Source organism: bacterium (assembly GCA_009926305.1).
GTDB lineage: Bacteria > Bdellovibrionota_C > UBA2361 > UBA2361 > RFPC01 > RFPC01.
This window is the reverse complement of the sequence record RFPC01000041.1, coordinates 1-24,303: the sequence shown is the minus strand read 5'-3', so window position 1 is coordinate 24,303 and position 24,303 is coordinate 1. Positions and strand designations below refer to the sequence as shown.

Annotated in this window: 22 protein-coding genes and 1 tRNA gene; 8 read left to right on the top strand and 15 right to left on the bottom strand. The window is 46.6% G+C overall.

All coding sequences use genetic code 11. From position 1 onward, the window contains the following. Window positions 1–36 precede the first annotated feature (36 nt). A tRNA-Arg gene (locus EBR25_08045) sits at window positions 37–110 on the bottom strand. A 198-nt stretch (window positions 111–308) separates the two neighbouring features. Here EBR25_08045 and EBR25_08040 point away from each other — a divergent pair. Beyond that, window positions 309–674 carry an NADH-quinone oxidoreductase subunit A gene (locus EBR25_08040; GenBank protein ID NBW40937.1) on the top strand — a complete coding sequence of 122 codons (366 nt, stop codon included), beginning with the start codon at window positions 309–311 and terminating at the stop codon, window positions 672–674. Between the two features lie 181 nt (window positions 675–855). Next, a complete protein-coding gene (locus EBR25_08035) occupies window positions 856–1,818 on the top strand; it encodes a hypothetical protein (GenBank protein ID NBW40936.1) in 963 nt (320 codons plus the stop codon). Between the two features lie 31 nt (window positions 1,819–1,849). On the opposite strand, the gene EBR25_08030 is transcribed toward EBR25_08035, so the two are convergent. The 4 genes from EBR25_08030 to EBR25_08015 form a co-directional block, all read right to left on the bottom strand. Further along, the gene (locus EBR25_08030; protein ID NBW40935.1) at window positions 1,850–2,653 is read right to left on the bottom strand and encodes a nucleoside triphosphate pyrophosphohydrolase; all 804 of its coding nucleotides are present in this window, start codon (window positions 2,651–2,653) and stop codon (window positions 1,850–1,852) included. Then, entirely contained in the window at window positions 2,635–3,312 is a 678-nt protein-coding gene (locus tag EBR25_08025; protein NBW40934.1) for a phosphoribosyltransferase, read from the bottom strand. The genes EBR25_08030 and EBR25_08025 overlap by 19 nt, the downstream gene beginning before the upstream one ends. 86 nt (window positions 3,313–3,398) lie before the next feature. Continuing rightward, window positions 3,399–4,952 (bottom strand): 2,3-bisphosphoglycerate-independent phosphoglycerate mutase, encoded by a 1,554-nt coding sequence (locus EBR25_08020; protein ID NBW40933.1) that lies wholly within the window; start codon window positions 4,950–4,952, stop codon window positions 3,399–3,401. A 17-nt stretch (window positions 4,953–4,969) separates the two neighbouring features. Beyond that, window positions 4,970–6,283, bottom strand: a complete 1,314-nt coding sequence (locus EBR25_08015) for a hypothetical protein (protein NBW40932.1) — start codon at window positions 6,281–6,283, stop codon at window positions 4,970–4,972. A 36-nt stretch (window positions 6,284–6,319) separates the two neighbouring features. Here EBR25_08015 and EBR25_08010 point away from each other — a divergent pair, with 36 nt between their 5' ends. Then, window positions 6,320–6,553 carry a hypothetical protein gene (locus EBR25_08010; protein NBW40931.1) on the top strand — a complete coding sequence of 78 codons (234 nt, stop codon included), beginning with the start codon at window positions 6,320–6,322 and terminating at the stop codon, window positions 6,551–6,553. Here EBR25_08010 and rsfS read toward each other — a convergent pair. From rsfS to rplU, 8 genes are all read right to left on the bottom strand, one after another. Continuing rightward, the gene (gene rsfS / locus EBR25_08005; protein ID NBW40930.1) at window positions 6,540–6,998 is read right to left on the bottom strand and encodes a ribosome silencing factor; all 459 of its coding nucleotides are present in this window, start codon (window positions 6,996–6,998) and stop codon (window positions 6,540–6,542) included. The genes EBR25_08010 and rsfS overlap by 14 nt on opposite strands. Beyond that, window positions 6,995–7,270, bottom strand: coding sequence for a hypothetical protein (locus tag EBR25_08000; GenBank protein NBW40929.1), 276 nt, complete (start codon window positions 7,268–7,270; stop codon window positions 6,995–6,997). The genes rsfS and EBR25_08000 overlap by 4 nt, the downstream gene beginning before the upstream one ends. Before the next feature lie 533 nt (window positions 7,271–7,803). Continuing rightward, window positions 7,804–8,412, bottom strand: coding sequence for a sel1 repeat family protein (locus EBR25_07995; GenBank protein ID NBW40928.1), 609 nt, complete (start codon window positions 8,410–8,412; stop codon window positions 7,804–7,806). Window positions 8,413–8,590: 178 nt separating this feature from the next. Beyond that, window positions 8,591–9,775: a hypothetical protein gene (locus EBR25_07990; GenBank protein NBW40927.1), complete on the bottom strand. Its 1,185-nt coding sequence runs from the start codon at window positions 9,773–9,775 to the stop codon at window positions 8,591–8,593. A 276-nt stretch (window positions 9,776–10,051) separates the two neighbouring features. Then, window positions 10,052–11,179: a hypothetical protein gene (locus tag EBR25_07985; protein NBW40926.1), complete on the bottom strand. Its 1,128-nt coding sequence runs from the start codon at window positions 11,177–11,179 to the stop codon at window positions 10,052–10,054. Between the two features lie 91 nt (window positions 11,180–11,270). Beyond that, window positions 11,271–12,302: a GTPase ObgE gene (gene obgE / locus EBR25_07980; GenBank protein NBW40925.1), complete on the bottom strand. Its 1,032-nt coding sequence runs from the start codon at window positions 12,300–12,302 to the stop codon at window positions 11,271–11,273. Window positions 12,303–12,471: 169 nt separating this feature from the next. Next, window positions 12,472–12,729, bottom strand: coding sequence for a 50S ribosomal protein L27 (locus EBR25_07975; GenBank protein ID NBW40924.1), 258 nt, complete (start codon window positions 12,727–12,729; stop codon window positions 12,472–12,474). A 72-nt stretch (window positions 12,730–12,801) separates the two neighbouring features. After that, window positions 12,802–13,170, bottom strand: a complete 369-nt coding sequence (gene rplU, locus EBR25_07970) for a 50S ribosomal protein L21 (GenBank protein ID NBW40923.1) — start codon at window positions 13,168–13,170, stop codon at window positions 12,802–12,804. A 734-nt stretch (window positions 13,171–13,904) separates the two neighbouring features. On the opposite strand from rplU, the gene EBR25_07965 reads away from it, so the two are divergent. The 5 genes from EBR25_07965 to EBR25_07945 all read left to right on the top strand — a co-directional run bounded on the left by EBR25_07965 (window position 13,905) and on the right by EBR25_07945 (window position 20,331). Further along, entirely contained in the window at window positions 13,905–14,576 is a 672-nt protein-coding gene (locus EBR25_07965) for a DNA-binding response regulator (GenBank protein ID NBW40922.1), read from the top strand. A gap of 426 nt (window positions 14,577–15,002) precedes the next feature. Beyond that, on the top strand, window positions 15,003–15,320 hold the full coding sequence (locus EBR25_07960; protein ID NBW40921.1) for a hypothetical protein: 318 nt from the start codon (window positions 15,003–15,005) through the stop codon (window positions 15,318–15,320). 159 nt (window positions 15,321–15,479) lie between these two features. After that, window positions 15,480–18,272 carry a DNA polymerase I gene (gene polA, locus EBR25_07955; protein NBW40920.1) on the top strand — a complete coding sequence of 931 codons (2,793 nt, stop codon included), beginning with the start codon at window positions 15,480–15,482 and terminating at the stop codon, window positions 18,270–18,272. 133 nt (window positions 18,273–18,405) lie between these two features. After that, window positions 18,406–19,176 carry an RNA polymerase sigma factor gene (locus tag EBR25_07950; GenBank protein ID NBW40919.1) on the top strand — a complete coding sequence of 257 codons (771 nt, stop codon included), beginning with the start codon at window positions 18,406–18,408 and terminating at the stop codon, window positions 19,174–19,176. Window positions 19,177–19,203: 27 nt separating this feature from the next. Beyond that, window positions 19,204–20,331: a hypothetical protein gene (locus tag EBR25_07945; protein NBW40918.1), complete on the top strand. Its 1,128-nt coding sequence runs from the start codon at window positions 19,204–19,206 to the stop codon at window positions 20,329–20,331. Window positions 20,332–20,334: 3 nt separating this feature from the next. Here the strand turns inward: EBR25_07945 and EBR25_07940 are convergent, their stop codons facing one another. Further along, window positions 20,335–20,895, bottom strand: coding sequence for a hypothetical protein (locus tag EBR25_07940; protein ID NBW40917.1), 561 nt, complete (start codon window positions 20,893–20,895; stop codon window positions 20,335–20,337). A gap of 550 nt (window positions 20,896–21,445) precedes the next feature. Beyond that, window positions 21,446–23,662, bottom strand: coding sequence for an RNB domain-containing ribonuclease (locus EBR25_07935; protein ID NBW40916.1), 2,217 nt, complete (start codon window positions 23,660–23,662; stop codon window positions 21,446–21,448). Window positions 23,663–24,303: the final 641 nt, after the last annotated feature.

Below are 24,303 nucleotides of genomic sequence, written 5' to 3'. Positions count from 1 at the left end.
TATGGGGATAGAAATAGCTATGGGGGATAGGGGAAACGCACCAGAGAGGATTCGAACCTCTGACCATCCGCTTAGAAGGCGGGTGCTCTATCCAGCTGAGCTACTGGTGCTGATAGTACCGTTTTAAGACCCTCTTTTTAGCTTAGGAGAGACACGGAGGCAATCATCAGGCGAGAAAACTCATCTCAGAGCCGTGGAAAGCAGCATTTGCGGTGCACTAGGGGCCAGCAGGAGCCGTATGGCGTGTTTTGATGGGTTGATTTTCTCGTATCTTGTTTTACGATTACGGGAGACTTCTTGGAGCATCTATGGAAATCAGTCCCTATTTAGGCATAATCATTCTTGCTGTGCTCACAGCAGGATTCCTCATCACCATGCTTTTCCTTGCCACAGTTCTGGGGCCTCGAAATGCTTCTCGGACGAAGCAACTTCCGTTTGAATGCGGTTCTGTATCGGTGGGAGATGTTCGAGAGCAAAGATTCAATGTCAGATTTTACTTGGTTGCTATGTCATTTATCTTATTTGATATCGAAGTCATTTTCCTCTATCCGTGGGTAGTGAATCTAAAGGAGTTGGGTTGGCCCGTGTTTTGGGCAATGGTGATCTTTATCACGGTTATTACCCTTGGTCTGGTTTACGAATGGCGCAAGGGAATTCTAGACTGGAAGGATTAAGCTGGTACAAGATGAGCTTTTGGAGAGGCGAGCTTGTAAAATTCCTTCATAGGACGGGAGCTCAGGTTCTCGCATGATTTTCGCTTTTCGTTGTGCCTTGGGTTGGTGTATCGGAAATGAAAAATATTGTAGCGTCTCTTCAGAGAGTGGCGTTGAATGAGGTCTCTCGCTATTGAGTGTGATGAACATCAAATCTTTCCAGGCTCTCTATCGCTCCCTCATATTGATAGTCATTCTTGTCCTGTTGTTTCTGACAGTTATGCACCTCCCTATTCCCGTCTTCCGGGGCTATTTCTTTGAACGAATCCGTGAAATCGGGCTTTGGTTGATCTGTGCTTGGTTGCTCGTTGCGCTGGCGATAGTGGTACGGCTCTTCGGTGCATCGAGAAAAGCAGCGGCTAGCCAATTAGTCGTGGTTTTTTTAGGGATAGCCTGCCTGAGTGTCCCCATCTTACGATTTCAAATTCCTCCATCAAAGATTCTTAGTGAGGGGAGACCGCCCTCTGGTACTGTTGAGTTTCGCCTGCTCGTCACACGTGACGGCGCATTACGGCCAGAGATACGAGAGTATCAGAGTGCGGACGTTTGGCTTGCTGAAGGGGACGTCTCTGACCAGAATGGGGTTTACGCCCAAGGCCATGAGTTACATTCTCCTGATGGAGGAAAATGGACATTATTTGTCAAACAACCGGTCCGCACCATCCGGGAGCTTCCTCTTGTGGCGGGATTCATCTCTGGTTGGCGAATTGAACCCGCGGTCTCTACAGAAAGTGAGTTTTCATTCTCACTTCCCCCAGTGTTTCTCTTTGTGACACGAGAACAAGCCGAACCAAGGGATAAGCATCGAAACTATTTGGCTCTGCGACGCCTTGCGGGAATTTTGAAGCAAGAAAAACAAGCCCTTCTTGTTTCAGACCTGCAAGTAAGTCCTTGGTCAGGAGGTTACGGAATTCTTACGGCAGGAGCGCAGTTCGTGAATACCGCATGGGGGGAGATGGGAGCAGTTTGGGATAGGCAAGAGCTACTGCGAGGCGGGCTCGTTCATATGAAGGGAGCAATGCAGGTATCTGAGTTCTCTATTTTGCATGTACCAGGGAGCCAGTTGACAGGCAGGCTTCTTGAGTTTTACATCCCAATTTCTTAGTAGTACCACGCTTTTTTAAATTGAGAGCTAATTAATTTTTATATTCTTCTCGTTTCACTCCATCCCAAAGCTGTTCAAGGTCTTTTCTCGGGATGGCCTCCATTGCAGTTCCAGGAAATCGTTTTTGTGCTGCTTGTTCAAGGAGTGCAAATCGACGCCGAAATTTGGAATTTGCCTCTTTGAGAATGATTTCTGGATTGAATGTTAGCTTTCGTGCAAGTTGGGACATTGAGAAGAGGAGGTCTCCAAGTTCTTCACGAGTTTTTTCTGGAGATGACTTTTTTTGATCAAGTTCAGCTCGAAGTTCATCGAGTTCCTCTTGGACCTTTGCAAGAACCTCTTCTACTGAATCCCAATCAAAATTTCGGGGAGCAACCTTTTCTCCAATTTTTGAGGATTCAAGAAGAGCCGGTAGGTGTGTGGGGATGCTGTCGAGTATAGCGACCTCCTGTACATCTTTTCCACGCTCTTCTCTTTTTATTTTCTCCCAATTTTTTTTCACCTCTTGGGCAGAGGAAACTACTACGTTTGCAAATACATGAGGATGTCGTCGAATGAGCTTATCGCACAACTTCTCGGCAACCGATTCAATCGAAAACAGATTTTGCTCTTCTCCGATCTGGCTATGGAGGTATATTTGTAGGAGGAGATCTCCTAATTCTTCTTCTAGCTTTTTGGGGCCTTCAGAAATAGCTTCTGCTACCTCATACGCCTCTTCAATAACATACGGAGTTAAGCTCGCATGTGTTTGAGCTTGATCCCATGGACATCCTGTTTTCGGATCGCGGAGTTGTGCAATGATTTCCCTAAGCCGTTCTAATGAATTTGTTTGCATTGCTCTGTTTTATCATGGGTATGTGCAAGACAGAAAGCTTCAACCCGACGTGGAAGGGCAGGGAGGAGAACTTTTACCACACTCTCAAGAGTTTTTCCTGTAGCGAGTACGTCATCGACAAGAAGGATAGAGGAGCCTTTGAGTCTTGTTTTGAAGAAGACGTCGGGTGAAGTCAGACTTCTCAGGTCCCGCCCCTCTTTGCTTAGAAACTTTTGCGGTTTTTCAATTGCTTGCCAAGGTGGATATACGAGCGAGCATCTCTCCACGAAAGACAGGGGTTGTCCATTGCAGCTATGTGAAAGCCGCTTTGCTATCTCGAGAGGCATATGAAAGCCCCGTTCTCGAATAGACCTCCAGCGAGACGGGAGAGGAAGGATGAAGTCCCATGTTGCCTCAGACAGATATTGCTCTGCATAGACATTGACAAGATGACAGATTGAGTGAAGTAGAGTGAGTGACCCGGAGCGTTTACAATCTCTGATGGCCTTTCCCACAGGACTGAGGTAGCAAAACGGCGTATGCAATGCGGTTAGAGATGAAGGAGTTGAGATGGTTGTTTTGCTCTTGCAGAGCAGCGATGTGATTTCAGGATGGAGAGCTCGTTCTTTGTAGCCGAACATATGACTGGATGCTATGACGGATTGAGTTTTGAAGTACAAAAGGGCAGCTCTTCGAAAACAATGCGCTCCCCTTGCATTACTATTCGGTTGTGTTGGGTGGATTGATTCGTATTTTCAAAATCAAGCTATGCGTCTAAAAGTGATCGCCCAGTCATAGCAGATGGGACTGGTATGGAGAGTATGTCGAGTATTGTGGGCGCGATATCACACAGGGCCCCACCGCTTCTAAGACGCCGTGTTCGCAGCTGTTGATCGAAAAGAATTGCTGGAACAGGAAAAGTTGTATGCGCTGTATGAGGTGCTCCCGTCGTTGGATCGATCATCTGCTCGGCGTTGCCATGATCAGCTATAATGAGGGCGGTGCCATTCTTTTTCTCTAGCGCATTAAGAATCTCGCCGAGAGAGTGGTCAACTGTTTCTATAGCATGCACTGCGGCATCGAAAACCCCCGTATGTCCAACCATATCTCCATTTGCAAAGTTCAGGATAATACATGAGTGTCGTTCTGCATCTATATCTTCAATGACACGGCGAGTTACCTCTGATGCGCTCATCTCTGGCTTTTCATCATAGGTTTTAACATCACGAGGGGATGGGATAAGTATTCGGTCTTCTCCAGCGCTGATCGATTCGTCTCCTCCGTTCAGAAAGTATGTTACATGAGGATATTTCTCTGTTTCGGCAATCCTGAGTTGAGACACTCCTGCTCGTGCTAATGTTTCCCCCAGGTGATCAGTTATGTGCTCAGGAGGAAAAAGTACGGGGAGAGAGAATTTCTGATCGTATTCCGCAAAGCAGAGAACATGTTCTTGAGGAGGCGGGCTTTCTACACGAGGAAACTCAGGGAAGCTTTCTTCAGTGATTGCTCGAACTATTTGCCTCATTCGATCTGAGCGAAAATTCCAGAAGATGACGCCATCATTGGAGGACATTGCAGGGCCAGCGACTTTCAAGGGGACCAAAAATTCATCGAAGGTACCATTCTCATAGCTTTTCTCGATATACATTCTTAGACACTGAAACATTTCCTCCTGCGACCTCTCTTGCCCAGCTTCTGTGATGGCATGATATGCAGCCTCGGTTCTTTCCCAACGAGAATCTCGATCCATTGCATAATATCGTCCGGAGAGAGAGCCCACGATCACTTGAGGTGTATGAGTTTGTATGACTTCTTCTAGCGCTGAAAGGTCATGAATAAACTGCTGGGGAGGAACATCTCGACCATCGGCAATAAGGTGAAGGATAATTTTTGAATCGGGGAGCTTCTGCGACAGTATTGGAATAAGTTGTAAGAGGTGATCGAGATGAGAGTGAACTCCACCGAAGCTGCAAAGCCCTATCAGGTGAAGATTGCCCCGTGTTGTGTTTATATTTTCTGCGAGTGTCTGAACAACAGGAGCTGTTTCAACTTTGCTTTTTTGGAATTCGTCTTTTATTTTTAAGAGCCACTGTTTCACGATTCTTCCAGCGCCAATATTGAGGTGCCCAACTTCAGAGTTGCCCATTTGTCCTTCTGGTAGTCCAACCGCTTCGCCGTGAGTTGTAAGTGTCGTATAGGGATAAGAATTCATGAGTTCATCAAGAGTCGGAGTGTGAGCAGCCGCTACCGCATTGCCATGCGTTGACGGATTCAGTCCAACGCCATCAAGAATACACAGGAGAAAGGGAGCTTTTTTCATATATTCCTATCGAAATATTACTTGCCATTCTTCTTTTTCAGAACTGGGAAAAATATTTCTCCAATGACTGGTTTTTCTTGTGGCTCTACCAGCGAGAGCCCTCTTGGACGCTCTATTTGAAGGAGCTGTTTCCATACCTTTGTTGTGTCTTCATCATTTTCCTGTTGATGAAGTCCGTAGCCTTTTAGGGCTAGATATTCGTTTCTGAGAGGACTATCCGGGCCGTTTTCAAGTTCCGAGAGGTTTTCAAGTTCAGCAAGCGCTTTGTGTGGAGTATGAGTCAGGACATAAGCGCGAGCGAGGTGTAGTTGCGCGAGTTGCTGTTGTTCTTTCGTCGAAGCATAGCGAACAGCAGTGCGAGCGGCAGAGAGCGCCCGCTCCTGATCTCCTTTCTCTGCCCAGAACTCAATTGCCTGTTTCCATAGATTTGGATCGTGTGTTTCCCGTGCTGCTCGAATCAACAGTTCGGCAGCTTCGCTGTCGTTGCCAAGTAACTTCTCTTGGGTAAAAAGCTCAAGGGTGGCCGGGAGAAATTGCGGATACTTTTTTACAAATTTACGAGCTGCATTCAGCCACTCACGCGCTCTATCCTGGCCTTTTGTTTCAAAGTCCGTATCGTTCATCCGACTCTTCAGGTCTGCAAAACGAATATACAGTGCGACTTCGTCCTCTGGGTCTCCGCCGAGTGCTTCAAATTGACGTTGGTATTCTTTGGCATCTTCGATGCGCTCAAGTGCTAAAGATAGCCTTCTCGCTTTATCGGCAGCAAAAGTATTGGCATCGTGGTAGAGAATCAGAGCCAGATTATCAAGTGCAGCAGTTTTGTTGCCAAGAGCCTCGTTCAAGTGAGCCGCCTGAAGAAGAACTTCTACATTCGTCGGCGAAGACTCTCTGGCCTTATCGAGAATCTTGAGTGCTTGTACTGCATCTCCGGAGCTTTCAAGGGATCGTGAAAGCTCTATTTGAGCAATAAGATTTGTTGGATCGTTTTTAAGAATTTTTTCCCACTGGCTGGTTGCCTGGCGGTACTTCCCCATTGAGTGCAGTCCTCGCGCCTTGAGAAAGGCTACGTTGAACGTCTCTTGTTTGAGTTCTTTCATGCGGAATCCGCGTTCTCGCAGATATACTTTCATTCCGTAAATAATCCAGAGATAGAGCGAAACGAGGATGCCGAGCGCAAAGCAGATGAGGAATATCAGCCCCGCCATGGCAGTGAGTTGGCGAGTGCCACCATATCGAAGAGTAATCGGCTCAGGATTGAGATAAATGATAGACACGGCCAGTGTCACAATTAGGAAGATTATTAAGATCCGCGTAATTTTTGAAACCATACCTGTCTTCCTCGGGGGCTACGGGTGTTGGGCGAAATGAGCAAAAAGACAATTGTGTTCAGCCTTCATCTCACTATGAAAGAGGGACAAGCGATTGTAAAGGGGTATGCTCGTAGTCGGGGCTATGAAACGGAAAGAACGGCATCAAGGAACACACCTCTTGGTGAACCGTTATTTTTCCTAACGGTCACACTTGATGAAGCTCATATTTTTACAGCTATCCCTCAGGCAGCGCTCTTCAGGCAGCATTCTGTCTTCACAGAGCAGTAGCGGTTCTATGTTGCATATTGGGAGTTGCATTGGGATGAATCGGCAATTTCTTTGCTTTCACCCATAGACCCTCAAGATCGTATTGGTCTCTCGTTGGTTCATAGAAGATGTGCACTACCACATCAATGCAATCGATGATGATCCAGTGCCCTTCATCGTATCCTTCCACAAACTCTGGTTTAATTCCTTTTCCTGAGAGGGCCTCTAAAATACGTTTTGCAAGTCCTTGTGTTTGTCGGTCTGAGCGGCCGCTGACAATAATGAAGTAATCTGCGATGTCAAATACATCATGAACATCTAGAAGAGAGACTTCTCTTCCCTTGGCATCCAGACAAGCTCCGATAATAACGTTTGCTGTTTCTATCGAATTCGTCGTCCGAATCGGCAGGGGCTCAGTTGCATGTATTTCTACACTGCTACTGAGTTTTCTGTTCATGTTCTTCATAGAGCGGTGTCTCCTTTATTCATAACAAAATCATGATTACAAACTCTGAAAGAAATATCGAGATTTTCTGTGCATTCAAATATTTTTTGGCGCATGTTCTTCATATTCCCAAGATGTAGGGAGGAGATCATGGCTATTTTCTGTTCAATTCTGACTGGTTTTGAAGCAAAAGACTGACTGATGGGCACAATACGGAGCATGAGAACGGATGGAGGACTACCACGTTGCTGCGTATTAAAATTCAAAAACCCTCCTTCGGCAGTTGGATGCATCCAAGCATGCTGGTGATAAGTAAATGCTGACTGGCTCCTGACCTGAAGCCGATTTTTTAGGAAGCAGAGACGTCTGACTCAGTAGCGCTCGCATGCACGCCATAGCCGTATTCAAGAAAGAATTTATGCGATGCGCAGCGAAAAACAAAGAAAGGAAGCGAAGGTCAAGAGGGCGAGCGGGCTTAGTATTTGAAGCTCTATACGTGCGCATTGCCCAAGGGTGAAGTCGGTGGTTTTTAATATGTTCTCCTCTTATACCTCTATTACTAAGTATATGATGAGGAAAGTCGGGTGAACAACGTGATAAGAAGCGAGATTTTATGAGTGGCCTCCTAACGACCTGATTTCTCTTCAGATTATTACCGAGTAACTATTCTCTTTTTCCATTTTTTGTGACTGATTTCTAGAGCCCTGAGGGGTTCATGAGGGGGTATTGAGAGGTGAAAAATTAAGCTATCGAGCCAATCAGTGAGCACTACGCCTGTTGCTTTGGAGACCCGCTCAGTTGTGGTGAGCACGGTGTTCTTTTTCTGCTAGCAATCTTTGAAATTGCTTGCTTCGCAGCGGCTGACAAGTGCTTCAGCCTCACTGCGCTGCTCTTGGCTCATCCCCCTGACGATGAGGCGCATATATCTTGCTGCTTCGGGGTACCCATTGTTCCTTGCAATCTTTAGCCACATATAGGCCCTCTTTGCGTCTGCTAGACGACCTTGCCCGAACGCATACATGATTCCAAGTGAGAATTGGGATAGTGAAAATCCTTGCTGTGCGGCTTTTTGAAACCACTCATACGCTTGTTGATAGTCTTGAGTTACGCCTAAACCCTCATCATATGCTATTCCAAGATTATGCTGTGCTTTATCGAGTCCTTGTTCCGCTGCCTTTTGATACCAGTATATTGCTTGTTCATAATTTTGCGCTACTTCACCCCCATCATCATAAAGAACTGCGAGTTGATATTGAGCCTCAGCCTCTCCGGCTTCCGCGCTCTGCTGCAAGGTCTTCACGTCCACTGCTAATACTGACGAAGCAAGCATGAGTTGAATAAGGAGGCTACATATAAGTTGATTGCGTGTTGTCAAAATATTCCTATTCTCAGCTAAGGGGTATACTGTCGACATGTTCAGTAAAAGTATGCGCATTGTGCGCTAATTTCTGAAGAGTCGAGGCGCTTATGGGTTGAGCGGTAAGAATCGAATTTTCTCAGAAAATAGCAGAGAGCATCCTTCCTAGTTTCTGGGATAACTATCCGAAGAATTCTTTTTGATAAGAGGCGAGATCCTCGCTGTAGGGGACCCACAGCACGATATCAAGGCGTGCTCATCTGAGATCAGAAAGGTGATTTTTTGCCTTCGGTGCGACCTCTTTTATGAATTCCCATTCACCATCTCGATTTTTTTTTGAGATAAAGGCGTATTGCTGTTTCCCGGCCCCTACTAATTCATAGTCAAACGTCGAATATCCAATCTTCGTGCGAGTGTTCCAGGTATGATTCAATCTTGGATTGTAGATATCACCATCGGGATGTCGTTCTTTCATAATTTGCTCAAAGTGCTTTGCTGAGCTAAACCCAAGATCGCGTTCAGGTAATTTTGTATTGTTGAATGTCCATGCAAGATGGGCTTCAAAAATTTCGTTCGATGCAAGAGATTTATAGACTTTCCAGATGTGGTCTTTCCCCCTTCGAAAGATTAACCGAGCGAGGAGTGGCTCTCCACCATCAACGGTATAGAAAAATTCGGTAAGACCGTATGGCTCTTCACGACTTTCTGATGAAGGGTGCCACGAATGGCTGAGCTCGCGACGCACAGCGGTAATCATAATTTTTGTCTGAGGATGCTTTTCTGCAAGATACGTATCTCGCGCTACGAGCAGTGCTTCAGTCGAGATGCTGCGCGGATCAATAGAGCCATCAAGTCGCGTTCTGTACCCAATAACCGATGCCACAAAATCCTTTTTTATCGTAACTCCCTGAAGGCGGGTAATCGGTGTTGAATCATGCATTGGAGAAGCGAACGTAAGGATGATTTGACCAGGAAGTTTGCCGTATTCCGTTTCTTCGCCGAACTTCACGATAAAATCATATCCATTATTAATGGCCATCTCGCTTGTTGGTTCTTCGCACTGTCCTTTCTTTTTCGGGAGCGCTGCTTTGAGTCGAAAAGGGAGAGCCTCGAGTTCTTTTGCGCCTTCTCTTGTCGAAAGAGTTGCTCCTGACTGGTTCTCATAGAGTTCTTGTCCGCTAGGGATTTGACCATTCAACGGCGGTATATGGCTAATTTCAAAGAAGGGACGGCTTAGCTTTTGACTACAAGCATCTTTCCCAATTAACCGCAATTGCCAACTTCTATCTGGTTTACTGACAAGTTGCACATCCTGAATGGCAAATTCAATATCCGCTGAACCGCCGCTATGAGAGTACTCATTTTTGTTTTCTCTTGAACAGCTAAGCAGAAGTTGTATAACGCTGAGCACAAGCAGCAGTATAATCAAATTCTTATTCATATCGTTTTCCTGCCGTTTCACGTCTCCCGAGCAGTCATGTAACCATCAAGATGGCAAAAAATGATAGGCATCAAATTGGAGAGATCAAAAGGCATCAATCTCGGTGATTCAGGCTCCATGTTCATACCCATCGTGTTTCAAGCTACCACAGGAATTGAGCAAGTGCGATTCTTTAATATGTATCTTCTATCTCAATTATGTATGTGCAGTTTTATTCGTGCGTAATATTGGAATATCGGAAGGTAAAGCAAGGACAAGAGATCTTTGATTGAAGCGTTAAAAGGGATCGGTAATATTAAAGCGTTCGTTTAACTCGAAGTATGGGTCTCGTATTTGCCTCCACGTGGGCGAATCAGCATTCCCATCGCTAACGTCTTGAAATGTAACTTCGCATACATCAGGATTTTGCCCAATCCTATAAGGGATCTCTGTTTTCCCATATGTGGCATGTTCGAAGAATACGGTGTTCTCAAGGTCAAGACCGAAATATGCACGGGCGCCGTTAGCAAGAATCTCTATCGACTCTGTAATGGTATGTCCGTACGATTCGGCGTCTGAGGTAAACATAACAATGGTTTCGCTATGATTGTTCCCAGAAAAAATCCTCACTCTACACTCAGACCGACGGTCAGCGAATTGAAACCTGAGCCTGTCATCATAGACCTTCGTACCTGGGGGCTGATCGAGATCGAGAACCACTCCGTTTGCGGTAAGGGCCTGAAAGTTTCTAAAGTCAAGATACGTATCTGATGGAAATTCAATCTCGGCCCAATCCTCAGATAAGTTTGAAGTTGCTTCCGTGATTTTTATTAATGCGGATTCAATGTGCAGGAGGCACTCAACATTGAATTCGGCATTCTCTAGAAGTTTCTCTAAGTGCGGTATCGCAGCAGCAAGATATTCGCCCTGTTCTCCAACGGCAATGAAGAAAAAATTTTGGAGAGTATCATTGAAATGTATGGGGTGTTCAGGGTTCTCTGTCATTTCCTTTAAGGTTTCTAACAGGAATCTACGGGATTCAGAGCTATGAAGACTCCCCAAGGCATAAAACGCGGTACTCGCGACTTTTGGGGAGTAGTGGTTTCCATCTGGATTCAGTCCAGTTGCTAGTTCTTTGAGCCGCGGTACGAGTGAATCGGCATAGTCTGCAACTTTCGGAACTGCCGCTGCAGCATTTATGAGGAGCTCTGTATTTTCAATTTCTAGAACCTTTGAGAGCCCTTCGACGACTCTATGGATAATACGGATAGGTGACCTCCTTGGAATTGTGAAGTCATAGAGCTCTCTGCAGAGTCCCTTTACGATGGCGGATGATGCGGAAAGGTCTTGAGTTCTCGGGGAGTGAAACTGTTCCACCAAGCGTAAGATGGTAACTCCTGGATCGGGAGAAGAATACTCACTCATAAGACGCTGTTTTAACCCCTGAAGTTAGGAGAAGGGTACCTGAAGCATCGGTCTAATCAACCCCTAGGAGGCGATTAAATTCTTCTTGCGTTTAAGAGGCTTCACCTTTTTCTAATAGGTGACAGGTGTACTGAAGACATTCTTCGATTCCTTCGCCTGAGGCGCTGGAGATAACGAAGAATTGTTGTTGTTCCTGTAAGAGCTCGCTTAGAGCATCGTGGAGTGGATAGTCGGAGGGTAAAACATCCCTCTTGGTAAAAACGAGCACCCGTGGTTTTTCGAAAACATATCGGGAAAATTCTCTTAACTCATCTTCGATTGTTTTAATTTGATCATTGAGAGTCTGTATCCCGTCTTCGAGGAGAAGGGGAGAGAGGTCAACGAGATGCAGCAGGAACTTGGTTCGCTCTATGTGCTTTAAAAACTGGAGTCCTAGTCCTTTCCCGAGGTGGGCTCCTTCGATTAGACCAGGAATGTCAGCAAAGACGCAATTTGCCGTGCCACTTACTTTTACTATCCCAAGTTGAGGCTCTTTTGTTGTGAACGGATAATCACCAATTGCAGGTTTGGCTGACGAAACCCGAGAGAGAAACGTGGACTTTCCTGCATTTGGCAAGCCCAATAGTCCAACATCGGCTAAGAGCTTGAGAGAAAGTTTAAAATCTCCGCACTCTCCTGCTGTTCCTGTTTGGGCGTGATGAGGAGCCTGATTTGTAGGGCCCTTAAAAAAGGCATTTCCCTTTCCGCCTTTCCCTCCTCGAGCAATGGTGCTTTGTTGTTTGTCTTCCGAGAGATCTGCCACTCGCTCTTCTGTTCCGTCGGGAAGAAGTCGAAAGATTTCAGTGCCGACAGGAACGTGCAGCGTAATGGGCGTTCCATTTTTCCCTGTTTTTCGATTTCCGCCTCCTGCACCACCTTTTTCTGCTACCCATTGTGGGCGGTAGCGAAAATCAAGGAGCGTTCTTTTTGAGGTGGTTGCTTCAACAACTACAGAGCCACCATCTCCGCCATCTCCACCATCAGGACCACCGCGCGGCACGTACTTTTCACGGCGAAAGTGTGAAGCACCGGCTCCGCCATCTCCAGCAGCTACAGTGATGGTAACTTCATCTACAAACTTCAAGTGTGAATCCTCAATAGTTGAACGACTTGAGAGCGATTTTCTTAGAGATCAGAACATGATTCTCTCGAGGCAGAAGCGAGACGGAGTGCTCGTACTCAATCACCTTCCAACCATTGAGCTTTGTTGACGTTGCCTCTCGTGTCGTTATGCCTGGATGGATGAACGTGTACTAGGCGTTTTCAGCTGGCAAGATGCTGACGCTTTTCTTGTTATTGGTGGTAAACTGCACCGTGCCATCTACAAGCGCAAAGAGGGTGTAGTCTGAGCCTACTCCAACATTCGCTCCAGCGTGTACGGTTGTCCCTCTCTGACGAACAAGAATATTCCCTGCTCGAACTGATTCACCACCAAACTTCTTAATGCCGAGTCGCTTTCCCCGTGAGTCACGACCATTTTTGGAACTACCACCCGCTTTCTTATGTGCCATTTTTCATTCCTCTCTTAACTGTTCTTCGTTCGCCTTTTCGGTGCTCTTCAAATACCTTGGTCTCTTGAGAAGTTATCCAATGGAGGCTATTTCCACTTCTACAAACTTCTGTCGGTGACCTTTCTTCTTGTGGAATCCGTGTCGGCGGGTTTTCTTGTAGCTCGTTAGCTTGTCACCACTCTTTGTACCAATGACCTTGCCTGTGACGGACGCTCCTTCAACTAACGGAGTCCCTACGAGAGCTGTTCCATTTTCCGGCTTTGAAAGTAAAACTTCTTCGAACACAATTTCGGAGGGGAGTTCTGCATTCTCTCCGTCTGCTGGAACCGCTAACGCCCACTCTACGACGACTCGGTCACCAAGAGCGACTTTATGTGAGTGAGAGCCAACTCTCACAATTGCGTAACCACTTTCTGGATGTGTGTTGTTCTCTTCTGTCATTATTACCGCCTCTTGTCTAAAAATCTTGCCTTCTGTCGCTTCTCATACTGCAAATGAAATCTCATACTGCAAATCGTACCTGTGTATCGCACAATCCTCGGGTGGGCATCTTGCGCGGCACTACTCTCCCGCCAATGAAGTCTCCCGCCAACAAGCGGCCCGAGCGACGACTCTCTCCTGTTACACGAATCACGCTGTTACACGAATCAATCTTCCCTTCCTGCTCAGATTGGGAGACGGGGCGCCTTTTACCACGCCACAGATTCCATCAGAGCCTAAAACGTTAACGATCAACGCTATTCAAATCAAGTATTTGGGAGCAAGTTTTCTCCTTCCCCTTTGGGAGTTTTCGGGTGGCGCTCGTTGGAACGGGGGAGCAGGGATGTTCCCATAATTTACGAATGGAGGTCTGCAGCACGTTTTGGGTGGCAAAGGGAGGAGGAATAGACGTATTTATATCAGTAAAAACATATAGTTATGGTGTCATGAGGGGGTAGCATTGAGAATGAGATGGCATTTCTGCTCCTCGAGCTCTGTTGAATAGGCCCAACGAACGTGTTCAAAATATCACGGCAACTCAGAAATGAATCCTTTCTATGGGAGTAATTTCATGTACCATAGGGAATTGTCTATGGTGTTAAGGGGTTGAAAGAGGCTATGTAAAAGGTCCGAGTTGGGGCCGTTGCCTCACTATTGACGTTTTACGAACTTAGGACGGTTTCGTGTCTAACTGTGTGATCGGAGTCATTGAGGACGATGAATCGGTACGCCGCAGCCTTCAGTTAAATCTGGAGCTGGAGGGGTATGGAGTGGTTCTTGCTTCTGATGGAGAAGAAGGCATCTCACTTGTTGAAAAACATAGTCCTGATTTACTCATACTCGATGTAATGATGCCGAAGAAAGATGGTCTGCAAACCTGTAAGGAGTTGCGGAACAAAGGCATCTCGACACCACTCATTCTTCTTACAGCGCGGAGTGCCGAAGTCGATAAAGTGCTTGGTCTTGAGCTTGGTGCTGACGATTACCTGGCAAAACCGTTTGGTATGCGAGAACTGGTTGCGAGAGTGAAGGCGCTTTTGAGGCGGACCCAAAGTTCAGCTGAAGTCGATAAAATTGAATTCGATGACGTTGTCGTTGATTTTAAGGCCTACAAAACAGAACGTGCCGAGCAGCCAATCGAACTATCCGCGCGTGAATACCGCTTATTGCGCTACCTCGTAGCAAAGAATGGATCGGTGGTGAGTCGAGATGAATTACTAGACGAAGTCTGGGGCTATAATTCCTACCCATCAACTCGAACGGTAGACAACCACATTGCAAGGTTAAGACAGAAGATTGAACGAGACGTAACCCAACCGCAAAGAATCATCACAGTCCATGGGGTGGGTTATAAGTTTGTCGCGTAGCCCTGAGAAGTTTGCCGAATCCTCAAGAATCCATAACGTTGTAGTGCTTCCCCATTTCATTCTCTTGCCATGCCTCCAACTCATGCTCCCAGCTCTATGGCCTGGTTCTTTCTGGCTCTCTTCTCTGAGCGTCCTGGTCTATCAGTGAAAGAAGGGGAGCAGGAGACAAGAAGAATTACACTAAAAACAGGGAGTTAGGATGGCTTGGAGGAGTTTGTCCCAAAAATGTCAAAAACCTGTCACAAAGTTGCACCCTTTTTTCACCAGTTGAATCCAATCTTAAGAGTGCAGTTAGTTGATAACAGCAGCGGTTTTTCAGGCTACCCTTGAAGGTGGCGTTGAGCTGGCGAATGGTGACGGACATCACGAGCAGCACGGTTGTGGGAAGAGGTTTAACAACCAGACGTATAAAAATAAGGTCTTTCCATGTGCAAATTTACACCCCTTGAGCTCTTTATCATCGAAAAGCCAGAGATCTCCTGTAAGGAATTCGAGCGGTTTTTGGGTGATTATGTCGAAGGAGATCTTTCTGAGACTCTTGTTGAGAAAGTCGAGAGCCATCTTGAACAGTGTCCCGAGTGTCAGGATGGTTTGGAGCTGTATAATCAAGTAATTGACCTGGCAAGAGTGCTAGGCCGTGAGGTGCCTGCTGTTCAAGAGGAGATGCCGTCCGATGTAAGGGACCGTCTTCATGCCAAGCTTAATGAGTCGCTCGGATTACATCTCCCAGTAAGCTCGTCATAGCTCCTACTGATACACGCCTGAGGGAGATTGTTATCGCAGTATTATCCGTTCTAGAGCTCCCTGGGAGCGGTAACGTCGATATGTTCTGATACAGCACTTTGTTGGACACCCGTGAAACTATTTCCCCTTCGGCTGCCAATGGGGTAGGAATATGTCCATATGAAGGACACGATTTACCTATTTGATGGCTCAGCTTACATCTTCCGCGCTTTCTATGCGACACCGCACTTGACAAACAGCGAGGGTTTTCCAACGAACGCGCTCTATGGATTCACGCGAATGTGCCTGAAATTTTTGAAAGAGACCATGCCAGGACATGCCGTGATGGTCTTTGATGCAGGGCAGAAGACGTTTAGAAATGAACTGTATGAAGAGTACAAAGCGAACCGGGATGAATGTCCTGAAGACCTGAGAGAGCAGATGCCATACTTTCGTGATATCTCGAAGGCTCTTGGTTTCCCCGTTGTGGAGCTCCCTGGATATGAAGCTGATGACGTAATCGGAACGCTCACAAAAGCGCTCCGTTCTCTCGATTACTCAGTCGTTATCGTTTCCGCTGATAAAGATCTGATGCAACTTGTGAGTGAGCAGGTGAGTATGTGGGATACCATGCGGGATAAGCATTATGATCGAGAAGCGGTTCACGAGAAGCTCGGCGTCTATCCAGAACAGGTCATTGATTATCTGGCAATCGCAGGGGACTCTTCCGATAATATCCCGGGATTGAAGGGAGCAGGGCCGAAGACCGCTATACAGCTCATTGAAGGATATGGCTCGATTGAAAATATTATTTTGTCTGCTTCTGAAATCGCAGAAGATAAGAATATTCGCAGTCGAAAGAAGATATCAGAGATTTTGCAATCGAATAGTGACATCCTTCGATTGAGTAAAGAGCTTGTTACGATTTGTACGGAAGCTCCACTTGAGCTCATTGAATTAGCTGCAGAGAGCGATACGGAGCATGAAGATGAGGATTTTGCGCACATCAATGGAGTTCACAATGCAGATCATCTCCTACGCTCAATAGAGTTTCGAGGGCTTCGTTCAGAGGAGTTGGGTGAGCTGATTCAGAAATTCAGTTTTCATTCTCTTTTTGATGACTTCCCAATGAGTGATCGGAGAAAGAAGAGCGCTTCGATGAATCAGAATTACCGCCTTGTCCTAAAGCCTGATTTCAAGGAATGGTTAGAGCGGTTTCAGGAACAAAAAGAAATTTCTATAGATTTAGAAACCACATCACTTGATGTTCACCACGCAAAGGTGGTTGGTGTAGCAGTGTGCTGGGATGAGACAGAAGCGTTTTATATTCCCTGCGGACATATTGAGGATGAACAAGAGCAGGTCTCGGTAGATTATTTACTCAATTCAATAAAAGACCACCTTGAATCGCCCGCGATAAAGAAGATTGGCCAAAATCTTAAGTACGATTCTCAAGTGCTTCTGAGCTACGGTATTCGTGTTCGAGGCATTTGGTTTGATACCATGGTTGCCGCTTATCTGCTCCATCCAGATACTGGCGGATATGGCCTCTCAAATCTCGCCAAGGAGTATCTTGATTATGAGATGCTTGAGTATTCAGACGTTGTCGAAGACGGAGAGAACTTTCGAAATGTTTCGCTCCAAAAAGCAGTCCAGTATGCTGCAGAGGATGCTCATATCACATGGCTTCTTTATCAGAAGTTAAGCAAGCTTATTACCGATAATGCATTGGAGAGGGTGTGTTTTGAAGTCGAGTCCCCCCTCGTTGAAGTTCTGGCAGCTATTGAGCACTTCGGGATTGGACTGAACGTAGAGTTCCTCCATCAGATGAACGAGAAAGTTTCTGCTCAGATACAAGAGCTGGAAAAGAAAATTTTCGAAGCAGCTGGATGTGAATTTAATGTGAATTCTCCAAAGCAACTCGGTGAAGTATTATTTGAAAAACTAAAAATACCCACTGATGGAATTAAGAAGACGAAGACCGGTTACTCCACAAACCAAGCGGTACTAGAGCAGATTCAAGAAGAGCATCCTGTGCCAGCTTTTATTCTTGAATACAGAGGCCTACACAAATTGAAGTCTACTTACCTGGAGAGTCTTCCGAAGGAAGTCTCTGATGTTACTGGACGGGTGCATACACGACTGAATCAAACAATCGCAGCAACGGGGCGCCTTTCAAGCTCTGAGCCAAATCTTCAAAACATCCCGATTCAAACAGCGCTTGGGCGCCAGGTACGCCGAGCATTCGTGCCTACGGAAGGGAGTATTTTTATTGCGGCGGACTATTCTCAGATTGAGCTTCGTCTGTTAGCGCATCTCAGTCAGGATGAGGCTTTGATTCAAGCGTTTCAAGAAGGGAGTGATGTTCATGAGCGTACGGCTCGTGAAGTGTTGGGAATCTCACCAGATGTTGAAGTGAGCTCGCAAGAGCGACGACTTGGGAAAACTCTGAACTTTGGCATTGTGTACGGCATGAGTGGTTTTCGGCTTGCTCGAGAGCTTGGAATTCCAGTCTCTGAGGGGACCGCTTACATCGAGCAGTACTTTGGACGGTATCCTCGAGTAAAGGAGTACTTCCAGCATGTTGAAGAGCAGATGGAGAAAACCGGAGAAGTCCGAACAATTCTTGGTCGTAGGCGAATTGTGCACGAAATTGAAGTTGGTGTTCGAGATAAGAACTTTGTGAAGCGAGCGGCGATGAATGCACCTCTTCAGGGAAGTGCGGCCGACTTAATCAAGTTAGCGATGATTCGAATGTCTCGAATAATAGAGGAAGAGCAGTTGCCCCTTACGATCGTTCTCCAGGTGCACGATGAGCTGCTTTTTGAATTACAAATGAATGGACTTGGAATGCTTGACGTCGAAGGGTTTAAGAGCATTATTTCGCGAGAAATGGAGGGGGTTCTCCCACTTGCTGTCCCTTTACTTGTTGGAGTGGCCTCAGGCAATAACTGGGAAGAGGCGCATGCGTAGAGAGAAAAAGTCCCTGATGGATAGCAAGTTAGGGATGAAATGAAGGATGCCTCTTGTAAATAGGGGAGATGCCGCTTATCTGACAGAGGGAAGGACGGGTGTGCGTGATTGAATTATTCGCTCAGGTTTCAATATGGGTAATCTTGGCTCTCGAGTAGAGGAGACAGAAGCTCACAATACAGAGCCCGAAAACAAGGTTTCTCGTACCTGTGGGGATTCTGCGTCCTGTGCAGTAGTAGAGGTGAGTGCCCCAGAAAGCAGTTCAGGGCGCGCGAAGCGGAAGGGGCAGCTTGCTGCCGAGCGCCAGAGAGATACAGAGCTGGTTCGTCGTTCATTAGAGGGTGACCGAGAGGCTTTCCGGGAGCTGTTCGAAGCATATCACCAGAGAATTCAGTTACTTGCTTACGAAATCCTCAAGTCACGGGAGGATGCTGAAGATGCGGTACAAGAGGCATTTGTGAAGGTTTACCTCGCTCTCCCGAAATATCGAGGACAAGCAGCATTTTATACGTGGCTTTTCCGCATTGTGTATAACATGTGCATCGATTACAAACGGCGTCTCGTTAGGCGAGGTGGGGAGCAACTGGAGTTGATGGAAGAAACTTTGAATTCTTCCGAAGTTTCTTCGTCTTACGAAGGGATAGTTGGTGGTGCGCAAGCACCTGACCCATTAGCAAGACTCGAACACCGGCAGGAGCTGGCGAGGGTGCAGCGAGCTTTGGGCAGACTCTCAGAGGAGCATCGGGTGGTTATTACTCTGCGAGAGATTGACGGATTGAGCTATGAAGAAATTGCGGATGTCGTTGGAGTTTCAAGAGGAACGGTAATGAGTCGACTTTTCTATGCGAGAAAAGCGCTTGAGTCTGCTCTCGGAGATTACGGTAGTAGGGATGCAAGGAAGTAGAATAGCGAAGCACTGTTAAGGATCGTCATGAAGCAAGAACAATCGAGTGCGAACACAGAAGCAGAGGCTCAAGCGCTTTCTGAAGAATGTGTAAACATTCAAGATAGTCGTTTATGTGATTCTGATCGCCGACTCCTCCAGAAGTATCTCGATGGCGAGTGCTCGTCCTTCACTCTTTTCTTTGCGCGCCGCTTGCTTCGGAAAAGCGATGATGCAAGAAGATATCTTGAGCTCCTCAGCAAGGCCTCTGCAAAGGTCGTTGAGTCATCTTTAATAAAATCGGCAGCATTAAAGCGAGAGTCTCTATCCACTGAAGAATTGTGGAGGCGTATAGAACAGAGAATTGATGCAGAAGAGCGTGCATCTGTCTTATTAGGCGAACGAAAAGTTCGGAATAAAGATTTTCAATTAGACGCTCCAAGAATGCGGTCGTTTATCGAATCGCTATCAGAAGGGATTCTTGCAAGAAGAAGCTCCGTCTTTGGTGGCATGGCTGCTCTGACGACGTGTTGTTTGCTTCTGGTTTTAAGTTTCTCGTCGGGAGAACCTGTGAACGAGCTTGACACCGTATCGTTAGAGGAAGAAGGCAGTTCCGAACGGAAGCAATATGGCATGGGCAAAAACGAGACAAATGCCCTCAGAGCGGCCTCTGCTGGCTCTACTGATAGAAATGCGAACGAAATTCGTATTCTTCCCTTTAGTCGGTCTGTGCCGATTGACCTTGTTTCGTCGAGATCCGATCGGACCTATCAGCATGGAGTAGTGGCACCTCTTGATAGTGATGCACATACGGGTGCTTGGGAGGAGAACTATCCCTTAACAGCCGGCACTTTTGATCCGTTCTCTTTTGATGCGCTTATTGCCGGCAGTAATATCGGTAGACGATTCAGATCGAGTGAAGCGCCGTTGCCTCCTCAACTGAGCGTATCGAATGAGCAATATCTAAGCCATCGCTCACAAAAAAACAGTTCAGTACCAAAGATGTTTGGTAACAGGGAGATGTTGCACGACATTGAACTCGATTTTGCTACGCGAGATCATACATTCGATAGTAGCCAGAGTGATAATGATCGGCTAGAGAGGCGGGGAGGTCTTCCACCTACAATCATTCTTCAAGAACCAGCTATTCCAAACACAAATTTTGCGAATCGGTAAAGGCTACGGCAACTCTTTTTTCTCGTACATTCTCTCTTGTTCATGACGCCATATCATCGCTGCTCGTATTTCTTCTGAAAGTTTAGTAAGCGCTGTGTCAGAAAGCGGCATTTGTCCGTGAACGCGACTGCGGTTTGCTCTTCTCACCTGTAAGTACGTTTCGATACTTGAGAGCTTTTCAATTTGATGAAGGAGTGGGGGTGATATGAGTGAGCTGACCTGGGGGGAGTTCATTTTCTCAATAGCAGCTTCAGATGCCTGTTGATGGATAGCAGGGTTACCGACTACTTGTTTGAAGCGCGGAAAGCGTTCTCTAAAAGCGTGGACGATATTGTAGTACCGGCTTCGCGTTTTTTTTCCGAAGGAAGGCGCTTCGAATATTTCTTTATAAAGCTCAGCAATTCTTGGGAGTTTTACACCACGAAACGTACCTGGGATGGCAGGTATGAAGCTCTCATGCTTGAGTGTATCGGTGTCTGGGGGGAGGCGCTCTCGTAGAGCATCTCTGGTTTCATCACTTCGCGAGTCTTCGGGCAGATGAGATTGTTGCTCTTGAGGTAGCATCTTCGCTTTCCACGCTTCTTTCCTGTGGTCATCATACACTATCCCTGAACCCCCGATATGGGGCTTTTTGCAAACAGGATATTTTTGCTTTCGAGCAGTAAAAATTTCGACACCAGTGATGAATTTGACACGGTGTGAAGCGCTCCTTAACTGAAGGCAAAAAAGGATCGAGAAATCACAATATGCGTATTTTCAGTGTATTAGAGGAGAATTCCCCCTGTGCTTCTTTGTGAAAAGGGTCAAAAAGCTAAAGTCCTGCCACCCAAATGCCGACTTCTCCCATTGGAACGATTTATGCAGCGTACCAACGTGCGACGAGAATGCGCTGTGTATAGAGGTTGGTTTGCTTGTTTTGAGAAAATTGCGGTTTTTCCGGAGATATCTTCATGTCAGATTCAAAGAAAAGAGATGATTCATTTGAAATTATTGAGCTAGCCACTGGCTCGCTTGAAGAATTAGCTCGGGCATTTGAATTGATTCAGGAAGTATGCACAGACCGTGAGCAACCTGGCATAGAGCTCTCCGAGGAGCAAGAAGAGCTGACTATTCACTAATCATTCGTCGTTGTCTTCTTAAGATGAAACCGGACATAGTCCTGATAGGGCTCAACGGATTGAATTGTTAATTCAACTGAGTCTCCCCGTTGAAGCTTGAGTCGAGATTTCACGAGCACCGGTATGAATACTTCTTCCAGTTCGACTTGGTACTGGGGCCCATCATTTCGTACAACTACCCCGCAAATCGTTTCTTTCTTTTTTGCCTTTCGCTTTAAATGCTTGAGAACCCAGAATCGATGAGTGTCTCGCCCCATAGTCCTGGCGCTCTGTAGGGCGGCTGCGGTTTCTTGAATGAGACTTTCTAACGCATCTGCATCGTAAGGCAGGGGTTCCCCTTTCAGAAAACTAACGAGTTGGCGTTGATTGGCGAGATCTAAGTACCGTCTTATTGGAGAGGTGACTTGGGCATAATTCGAAAGACCAAGTGTTGCATGCGCATCTGGGACGGTGCTTGTACGAGAACGCTTTAACGTTCCTCGAAGAGCCGCATCGTAAGCTGGGCCAGGGGGAACTCCTATCAGTCGAGATTCTGAAGTTGCATCTGATGGTTCTTGAGAGCGGTAGATGAAGGGGATTTCATTTTCTCTTGCAAAAAGAGCCATGAACTCGTTCGCCATGACCATCATCTCGCCAATAAACTCACGCGCCGGCGTTTGGTCTGAGTACGCTTCGATCGAAAAGTCAGACTGCCGAATGTTATTCGGATGACTCAGTACAATCTGAACTTCGCGTTTCGGGATTTTCATTCCTCCGTTCGCTATTCGCCTCGATTCAAACTCTGATGCGATCTGGTAGAGCGTGTCATATTGACCCGATGGGGGATCGAGAAGGGCGTCAACATGTGAGTAGCTCATCCGTTCGCGTACTTGAATCTTCGTTAAACGGAGGGATTGCGCTCTTACCTGAAATAGAGAGTCAAGTTCGATAAAGCATGAGAGTGCGGGACGAACCTGGTCCGCACATAAACTCGCCGTCTGTTCCGCAATTTTTTCGGGGAACATATGGAAGGTGCCTTCTGGAAAGTACAGCGAGGTGGCCCGCGAACGAGCTTCTAAATCGAGTGGCGAATCAAGAGGAATCAAGGACGCTACATCTGAAATATGAATGCCCAATCGGTAGCCGTCTTCAAGCACTTCGAGAGAGAGAGCATCATCCATATCCTTGGTATCGGAGTCATCAATCGTTATGCAATGAAGGTGTGTACTGTCTTCGTGAATGCTCAGGGCTTCTGGAGAGAAGGTGAGGAGCTGAGCTGTTTCTTCAAGAGCCTGAGGAAAGCGAGTTCGTAAATCGTTTCGAATAAACGAAAGATTGGTGTTTGAGTGAAACCAACCAAGAGTACGGAGAAAGTGATATGCGCGCTCTTCTCTGGAGCCAGAGCGAGAAGTCGATGTGCGAGATTCATAGTGCTCAAGAAAATGCGCAACCTCTTTCACCTCATTGTTATCGATATGTTGGCAGGTGGCAGCTACTCGCTCAATTTTTTTGATTAGCTCAAGGGTTGACTGCGAAAGGTGATCGAAAGTTTTTACCGACTGTGCTTGAGTATTTATTTGTAATAGCTCTTCCATAGCAACGTTCAACAGCCGTTCTTTTTCTCGTCGTGCAGCCTCTGCCCGTTGCAATTCTTCTACTGTTGATACTGCTCGGGGAATGAAAGAATTTCGTTTCCGTTTGAAAAAGATGGAATCTTCATACAGTGCAAAGCGAAGGATCAGGTGTTCTCGTAGCCCGTGTTCTCCAAAATAGAGAGTAGCAAGCTCATGAACTGAATACTCTCGCTCGTCTTCATGGATAAACGACCAGAGCTCTTCGGTTGGGAAATGAGAAGCGTTTTCAAGAGCCTCATCCCGGTGCCTAAGAAGATACTCGGCCTTTTCCTGATTGCTTGTCACCGTTGCAGGTAGCTTCCCTGGGATTACATCAAGGCGTGAGGAGGGAAGTTCAACCTCACGGCACCGCATCGTCAGGAGTCTAAGCTTTTGTCCCTTAGTGCTCACGACGACACCGAGTTGCGGCTGCCCCTCGTTCTCGTAAACGACAAGGGCGCCCTCTTTCATCATTATTTCGTTTTGGGGGCCCGAAGACGATGTTGTAGAAGTGTGTGATGAAGCAACCATGAGCCCCAGATTGGAACAGAGGAGACAAAAAGTGTCAAATATTTCTGGGAGATAGCCAGATTTTGATTCCTTGGCACCTCTTCGCGCCATAACAAGGAAAGAGGATAGTTTTTTTAAAAAAAATTATTGATGTACACTCTCTTGCAGTGGGATAGAGGGAGTGAAGCTGTGGTGGTGTAGAGGGAGTGAAGCTATGGTAAGCCCGAATGACAGTTCAAAACAGAACGACGCTATTGGTTCCCAACAAGCGCCCAATGAAGGGCTAAACTCCGTCATAGGCGAAAATTTGCCGATCGAACATCGATTGCCCTATTTAGTTACTGAGGTAGCCAACTGCCAAGAAATCGATGCTATTCTGGATACACATAACGGCTCGCTAGGCTATGATGAACTAACATTTCTCAATGAGTTGTCCGTAAAGTGCGAACAATACCGCTCTGCGAATGAAGATGGCAAAGAGAATGTTTTGGCTGATGTAAAAGGTCTTATAGAGCGCTCTTCCGCTCAGTTAGTTGGCGTGCTTGAGAAGGTAGAAGCACTCAATGGTGGTTCAACACCTCATTTGATGGCCTTACTGAAAGGGTCAGAGCCTGCCGAGCGAGGAGAGAATACAGATACACCAGTTCTATCAGATCCAGACGGACCCGATGGGCCAGTACCACCAGTTCCTCCAGTACCACCAGTTCCTCCAGTACCACCAGTCACACCAGTACCACCAGTCACACCAGTAC

Coding starts and splice junctions, on each gene's coding strand:
- EBR25_08040 (NBW40937.1), top strand. CDS start 309: ATGGAAATCAGTCCCTATTTAGGCATAATCATTCTTGCTGTGCTCACA.
- EBR25_08035 (NBW40936.1), top strand. CDS start 856: ATGAACATCAAATCTTTCCAGGCTCTCTATCGCTCCCTCATATTGATA.
- EBR25_08030 (NBW40935.1), bottom strand. CDS start 2,653: ATGCAAACAAATTCATTAGAACGGCTTAGGGAAATCATTGCACAACTC.
- EBR25_08020 (NBW40933.1), bottom strand. CDS start 4,952: ATGAAAAAAGCTCCCTTTCTCCTGTGTATTCTTGATGGCGTTGGACTG.
- EBR25_08015 (NBW40932.1), bottom strand. CDS start 6,283: ATGGTTTCAAAAATTACGCGGATCTTAATAATCTTCCTAATTGTGACA.
- EBR25_08010 (NBW40931.1), top strand. CDS start 6,320: ATGAGCAAAAAGACAATTGTGTTCAGCCTTCATCTCACTATGAAAGAG.
- rsfS (NBW40930.1), bottom strand. CDS start 6,998: ATGAAGAACATGAACAGAAAACTCAGTAGCAGTGTAGAAATACATGCA.
- EBR25_08000 (NBW40929.1), bottom strand. CDS start 7,270: ATGCATCCAACTGCCGAAGGAGGGTTTTTGAATTTTAATACGCAGCAA.
- EBR25_07995 (NBW40928.1), bottom strand. CDS start 8,412: ATGCGCATACTTTTACTGAACATGTCGACAGTATACCCCTTAGCTGAG.
- EBR25_07990 (NBW40927.1), bottom strand. CDS start 9,775: ATGAATAAGAATTTGATTATACTGCTGCTTGTGCTCAGCGTTATACAA.
- EBR25_07985 (NBW40926.1), bottom strand. CDS start 11,179: ATGAGTGAGTATTCTTCTCCCGATCCAGGAGTTACCATCTTACGCTTG.
- EBR25_07975 (NBW40924.1), bottom strand. CDS start 12,729: ATGGCACATAAGAAAGCGGGTGGTAGTTCCAAAAATGGTCGTGACTCA.
- rplU (NBW40923.1), bottom strand. CDS start 13,170: ATGACAGAAGAGAACAACACACATCCAGAAAGTGGTTACGCAATTGTG.
- EBR25_07960 (NBW40921.1), top strand. CDS start 15,003: ATGTGCAAATTTACACCCCTTGAGCTCTTTATCATCGAAAAGCCAGAG.
- polA (NBW40920.1), top strand. CDS start 15,480: ATGAAGGACACGATTTACCTATTTGATGGCTCAGCTTACATCTTCCGC.
- EBR25_07950 (NBW40919.1), top strand. CDS start 18,406: ATGGGTAATCTTGGCTCTCGAGTAGAGGAGACAGAAGCTCACAATACA.
- EBR25_07945 (NBW40918.1), top strand. CDS start 19,204: ATGAAGCAAGAACAATCGAGTGCGAACACAGAAGCAGAGGCTCAAGCG.
- EBR25_07940 (NBW40917.1), bottom strand. CDS start 20,895: ATGCTACCTCAAGAGCAACAATCTCATCTGCCCGAAGACTCGCGAAGT.
- EBR25_07935 (NBW40916.1), bottom strand. CDS start 23,662: ATGGCGCGAAGAGGTGCCAAGGAATCAAAATCTGGCTATCTCCCAGAA.